General features: G+C 39.5%; 5 protein-coding genes. 4 read left to right on the top strand and 1 reads right to left on the bottom strand.

From position 1 onward, the window contains the following. The 3 genes from WBJ10_RS09680 to WBJ10_RS09670 all read left to right on the top strand — a co-directional run. On the top strand, window positions 1-276 hold a 276-nt coding region (locus WBJ10_RS09680; protein ID WP_424289725.1), incomplete at its 5' end, for a phosphatase PAP2 family protein. Window positions 277-582: 306 nt separating this feature from the next. After that, window positions 583-1,668: a mechanosensitive ion channel family protein gene (locus WBJ10_RS09675; RefSeq protein ID WP_424289723.1), complete on the top strand. Its 1,086-nt coding sequence runs from the start codon at window positions 583-585 to the stop codon at window positions 1,666-1,668. Between the two features lie 30 nt (window positions 1,669-1,698). Then, on the top strand, window positions 1,699-2,544 hold the full coding sequence (locus WBJ10_RS09670; RefSeq protein WP_424289721.1) for a universal stress protein: 846 nt from the start codon (window positions 1,699-1,701) through the stop codon (window positions 2,542-2,544). A gap of 21 nt (window positions 2,545-2,565) precedes the next feature. On the opposite strand, the gene WBJ10_RS09665 is transcribed toward WBJ10_RS09670, so the two are convergent. Then, window positions 2,566-4,761, bottom strand: coding sequence for a bifunctional alpha,alpha-trehalose-phosphate synthase (UDP-forming)/trehalose-phosphatase (locus WBJ10_RS09665; RefSeq protein ID WP_424289719.1), 2,196 nt, complete (start codon window positions 4,759-4,761; stop codon window positions 2,566-2,568). Between the two features lie 384 nt (window positions 4,762-5,145). Between WBJ10_RS09665 and WBJ10_RS09660 the strand changes: the two genes are divergently transcribed. Then, on the top strand, window positions 5,146-6,158 hold a 1,013-nt coding region (locus WBJ10_RS09660; RefSeq protein WP_424289717.1), incomplete at its 3' end, for a glycoside hydrolase family 15 protein.

Raw genomic sequence — 6,158 nt, 5'->3', positions numbered from 1 at the left:
GTTATTGACAAAGCCAAATATCAAAGTTTCCCTAGTGGCCATGTTCTCCTATATGTGGTTTTCTTTGGATTTCTGATAGTACTGATGAACAGGTTAAAAAATGTTAATTTTTCTGTTAGAGTAACTGTAGCCATTATTTCTGCTTTTTTTATAATCGCTGTGCCTTTCTCCAGAATATATTTAGGTGCACATTGGTTTACTGATGTACTGGGAAGTTTCCTGTTGGGCACATTATGCTTATTTGCGTTGAGTTACTTTTATCTTAGGAAAGCTTAATTGCTTGACTGATTTCTCATTTACCAGCCATTCTTTTAGCCGGATAAATACACAACATTTTGCAATAATGTTAATTAATCCCTGATGATCGCTAGTGCACAAAGAAGGATCCTAAACTCTCCAAATATATTTTTCGTATCTTTGATTTTCCTGAACAGCAAACCCTCAACAGAATTTATTCAACCCGGAAGACTTGTTGTTCCTAATCATTGTCAGGTAGCATCCACAAACTTTATTTTTTACTCCAAATAAAGCTTCCTGATTATCATTCGTTCACCTCTCCTTTGGAGATTAAACCCTCTGGCTATGTCTCAATTTTTGACCAGAACTTTTTTCGAGAACTCAGTCCAAAACTGGATTATTTCATTACTCATGTTAATTGCAGGAATTCTCGCTATACTGGTTTTCAAGCGCATAATTCTAAAACGCCTTAAACAATGGTCTGACAAAAGTAAAACCACAATTGACGATTTCCTGATAGCGACAATCGAAAAATCTATTGTCCCGCTACTTTACCTATTTGCGTTCCGGGTTTCTTTAAATGCATTGGCTCTTCCGACGAAAGTTGTGTCGGTTCTTCATATAGCTACCCTCCTGTTTATCACTTTCTTCGCTTTGCGCATCATTACATCGCTAGTTAGGAAGTTTATCTTTTCATTTATCAAAAGGCGCGAAAATAAGGAAAGCGAGGAGAAGCAGGCTAAGGGGCTACTTATAATCATAAATATCATTATCTGGATCCTGGGAATAGTATTCATCATCGATAATCTGGGATATGATGTAACTACCTTGATCACGGGGCTCGGAATAGGCGGGATTGCTATCGCACTTGCTGCCCAAACAATACTTGGTGACCTCTTCAGCTATTTTGTAATATTTTTTGATCGACCGTTCGAAATTGGCGATTTTATAATCGTCGACGACAAGATGGGTAACATCGAGTATATCGGCATAAAGACCACCCGTATCAGGACGCTGGGCGGAGAACAACTAATTTGCTCTAACACCTACCTTACTAATTCCCGGGTCCATAACTATAAGCGAATGGAAGAGAGGCGGATAGTCTTTAAACTAGGCATTACCTATCAGACTCCGGCAGAACAAGTTAAAGAAGTCCCGGAAATCGTAAAAGATATTATCGAATCGACCGAAAATGCCAGGTTAGACCGGGGGCACTTCTCCGGATTTGGCAGTTTCAGCCTTGACTTTGAATTTGTATATTACGTCATGAGCTCAGAATACAGTGTCTTTATGGATACACAGCAGAAAATCTATTTCGAGATTTTAGACAAATTTGAATCTGAACAAATAGAGTTTGCTTATCCCACTCAGACACTTTTCACAGTACCTTCTCCAAAATTATCGGAGTATGAGAAATCGCCAAGCAATTGATTTTCAACCAACGTATTTAACTCTAATCGTATGGAAAAAGCTATTAAAAATATACTTGTCCCTCTAAATTTTTCAACTTCATCTGATCAGGCTATACAACTGGCAATAGCCATGTGTAAACGACACGATGCAACTCTGCATATCTTACAGGTAAATAAAGAAAATGATTTCGCCTACCCTACGGGCAAAAATGCCCTGCTCATTGGGATACGGTTGGAGTCAAGAGTAGCTGAATTAAAGTCATTGGAAAAATACGCCAATCAAATTGAGGAAGCCAATCAAATAAAATGCTTTTATCATGTTGAAGATGGTGTCTTTTCAACAACAGTGGCTGAAATAGCGGACAACTTTTATTGCGACATAATAGTTGTTCAAAAAAGCGGGGCTTCTTCCCCTTTTAATATTTCATTTAATCGGGATGTTTGTAAGCTCATTAACGCATCATCCTGCCCTGTAATGGCTGTTCCCAGAAATTGCAAGTACACCCATTTCAAATCTGTTCTTTTTCCGGTATGGGTAAAGAGGCCTATCATCACAAAGCTACGCGCAGCCTTACCTATTATAGAGAAGAATGGATCGAGTGTAACTTTGTTTGGTTCTGTAAGATCGGCTAACGACAAGGATGAACTTGATCTTTTGGGGAAACTGATGAGTTCAGTTCGTGAACTTATCTCCATTTCTACAAAAAACATCAAAAATGAAATCGAAGACGCTCCCGGCTCCGCAAAAAATGTATTAAGGAAAGCCAAAGCCAGCAATGCGGACCTTATCATAATTTCTGCCCATACAAATACAGGATACACTACATTTTTCCGTCAAAGTTATAACCGATTTATTATCAATCGCTCAACCATACCCGTTTTGAGTGTAAAATAGGCCAATAAAAGGACTTCGTATTTAGTGATCGTCCGTAACAACAGGCTCGGAAAGACTCCTTAACAACCTTCGAACACTACCCGGATCCCTTAGGTAGAACCTTGCTGACGAAATATTACTTCCAACTTTTATCGTTACAGCATCATCCGGGATACTTTTGAAGATATCCTCATCTGTATGGTCATCACCAATTGCCATGATGAAGTCATAGTCTTTGTTATGAAGATGTCCTAATGATGCCTTACCCTTATTAATTTCTATATTCTTTATCTCAACGACCTTGTTGCCGGAAAGAACCTGAAGTCCACGGTCGTTAATAAGATATTTAATGTTGTTAACTAATTCTGAAGTCCGCAGTTCTCCCAAGCCTTTTTCAACTTTACGGTAATGCCATACAAGTGAAAAGTCTTTCTCTTCAATAAAAGCTCCTGGTGTACGATCGACAAACATATCCAATACGGGATATATATCTTTTTTCCATTGATCATCCAGACCGGGATGTTCCTCCCAGACCCCCGCGCGTCTATGCCAGGCTCCATGTTCTGCAATAAGATTAATTTCCATATGACCAAACCATTCCTCCAAGTTTTGATGACTACGTCCACTGATTAGGACCACAAAATTTAAGGGGTCTGAAATAAGTACATTTAATAGATCATACAAGTCTTTATCTGGCGACACGGAATTGATGTCGGCACTGAAATTAACAAGGGTTCCGTCATAATCAAGAAAAATAATCCTCCTCTGCGATTCATGGTAAAGTCTCTTAATAGCCTGTGCGGTTGTTGGACCGATCTTTCTTGTTTGCATTGATTCCTGCATATGTTTTATTTCCTTCAAACGTTCCATAAATATTTTAACCCAATGGCTTACTGAGAATTTGGACACAATTGCCCTCATCAGCTTCATTCTTCGTCGTTGCTCCTCCTCAGGCATTTCCAGTGCAGTTATTATAGCTTCGGTAACGGAGTCTACATTACTTGGATTAACTATAATAGCGTCCACCAGTTCCTTCGATGCACCAGCCATCTCACTCAAAATCAGAACACCTGTGCCGTCAATCCGGCTGGCGATATATTCTTTACTGACCAGATTCATTCCGTCACGCATCGGCGTAACCATGCAAACTTCAGAATGTGCGTACAGAGCCGATAACTCTTCAATTGGGAATGATCGGTAGAAATAGTTTACAGGATTCCAGTCTATAGTGCGATAGCGGGAATTGATCTCCCCTACTCTACGGTCTATAAGTTTTTTGAGCTCTTTGTATTCAGGGACTTTGTCGCGAGATGGGACAACAATCATATGCAAGACTATCTTCCCTTTATACTCAGGATGTTTTACCAGTAATTTTTCAAATGCTTGGAGGCGCTGTGGAATCCCTTTACTATAATCGAGTCTGTCGATACACAATATTGTTTTCCTATCCTGACTCACACGTTTCAATTCGTCGATGTGTTTTTTAACCTTTTTTTTCTCAGGGAGAGAATTATACTTCTCACTATCAATTCCCATGGGAAAAGGTTCGGCAACGACCACCCGATCTTCCAGGGCTATTGTATTCGCCGAAGAAGCAACAGGCAAAAATTGGGTTACAGTCTCTAGAAAATGTCTGACGTCATTAAATGTGTGAAATCCCAGTAAATCAGCCCCAAGCATACCGCTCAGTAGTTCGCTTCTCCAAGGAAGAAGTCTGAATATTTCAACAGAAGGAAAGGGTATATGAAGGAAGAAACCGATGGAGATATTCGGGTGAATTGCCCTGATAAGTTCAGGAAGTAACAGTAACTGATAATCGTGCACCCATATTACATCATCAGGCTCAACATACTTTGCCACTACTTCACTAAATTTCTTATTTACTTCTTTATAATAATCCCAGTTAGATTGTTTATAATTTGCATGAGTTGATGCATAATAATGAAATATTGGCCAGAGCACTTCATTCGAAAAACCTTCGTAATACTCTTTGATCTCAACCGAACTCAAAAAAACCGGCACCAGATTATCTTGAGAAAGTGTAGTAGTTATTTCGCTAACTTCTGATTCTTTTTCCACGCTAATTCCCGGCCAACCGATCCAGAGCATTCCCTCGTCATGATTGACTGACCCTAACCCTGTTGCGAGGCCACCCTCACTGGATTTGAATATGAATTTATCGTCCTTTTTTGATACCGTTATTGGCAGGCGGTTAGATATGATAATAGTTCTGCCCATTTGATTCTAATCTTTCTATTTTAAATATTTCTTGTTTTTTCTCTTTTGAATTTAATAAATAAGCAAATAACGTGCTATTGATGCTTTTAGCAGGTTGAAACAGTAAATCACACCGAAAAAACAGGTATTATTCCTACCGTAAGCGATGCCCAGGTATTTAACCAATGTCGAAATGCAGACCGTCCAGGAAACCCGGAATTGAACTATGAGCTAAGAGCTCTAAAAAATACAAGGTACGATTCTTAAATATAAACCGCAAATCGACTTCAGCGGTTCACGTTCCCATCAATTTTATCACTCTGGATATCTTGGTTTTTAACCAATTCGGGAGTACTTTTGGATCAAAAATTTAAAACTTCTGAGGCTTTTACTTGTCATTCTATAATGGTTAAAAAACATCTCTATAATTACGGCTTAATAGGTAATTGTGCTTTCCTAGCACATGTTCATAAAAACACAAATATTTCATGGCTTTGTTGGCCACGATTTGATAGTTCCTTCGTTCTTGGCTCCCTTCTCGACGAAAATAAAGGAGGAGAATTTTCAATACAACCTTCATCAGAATTTACCTCTTCTCAATATTACCTTGAGAACACCAATGTGTTGTGCACCGAAGTTACCTGCGAAAGTGGTACCTATCGGGTAACAGATTTTGCTCCCAGATTTAAGCAATATGACCGGTTCTTTAAGCCTCTCATGCTTATCAGAAAAATAGAACCCATAGAAGGGCGCCCCCGGATAAAAGTTAAATGCGAACTGACCTATGATTATGGTAAACGCCAATTGAAAGCTCATCGCGGCAGTAACCATATTGAATTTGTGGGCGGTGACGATGACATGCGCCTCACTTCGAATATCCCTATAACAGACTTATCAGACGAAAGCTACTTCTTATTAAACGAAGTTAAATTTCTCGTGTTAACTTATGGGGAACCGCTTGAGGCTCCATTGGCAAGCACTTGCGAAACCTTCCTTCGGGAAACCATTACTTATTGGCGCACATGGATTAAGCATTCTAGCATAGCAGGTTTTTATCAGGAGTACGTTATCCGTTCGGCTCTGGTTCTAAAAATCCATCAGTATGAAGATACAGGCGCAATCATTGCATCTGCAACAACAAGCTTGCCTGAATATGATGGCAGCGGAAGGAATTGGGATTACCGGTTTTGCTGGCTAAGGGACACCTTTTATGTAATATCTGCACTTAATCACATCGGCCATTTTGAAGAAATGGAGCGCTACTTTAACTATGTTGCTGGCATTTCCGTGTCGGAAAATTTCCGGTATCAGCCCCTTTATGCAATAGACGGAAAAAGTGACCTCAATGAAGAAATTCTTGATCATTTGGATGGATACTTAGGTAACAAGCCAGTCAGGGTGGGTAACCAGGCATCAGA

This window comes from Daejeonella sp. (genome assembly GCF_049655485.1).
Classification (GTDB): Bacteria; Bacteroidota; Bacteroidia; order Sphingobacteriales; family Sphingobacteriaceae; genus Daejeonella.
Note: the sequence above shows the minus strand (reverse complement) of the source record. Positions and strands in the feature narration are given on the sequence as shown.

What these genes read in the sequence shown, in the direction of transcription:
- WBJ10_RS09675 (WP_424289723.1), top strand. Translation starts at nt 583, where the DNA reads ATGTCTCAATTTTTGACCAGAACTTTTTTCGAGAACTCAGTCCAAAAC.
- WBJ10_RS09670 (WP_424289721.1), top strand. Translation starts at nt 1,699, where the DNA reads ATGGAAAAAGCTATTAAAAATATACTTGTCCCTCTAAATTTTTCAACT.
- WBJ10_RS09665 (WP_424289719.1), bottom strand. Translation starts at nt 4,761, where the DNA reads ATGGGCAGAACTATTATCATATCTAACCGCCTGCCAATAACGGTATCA.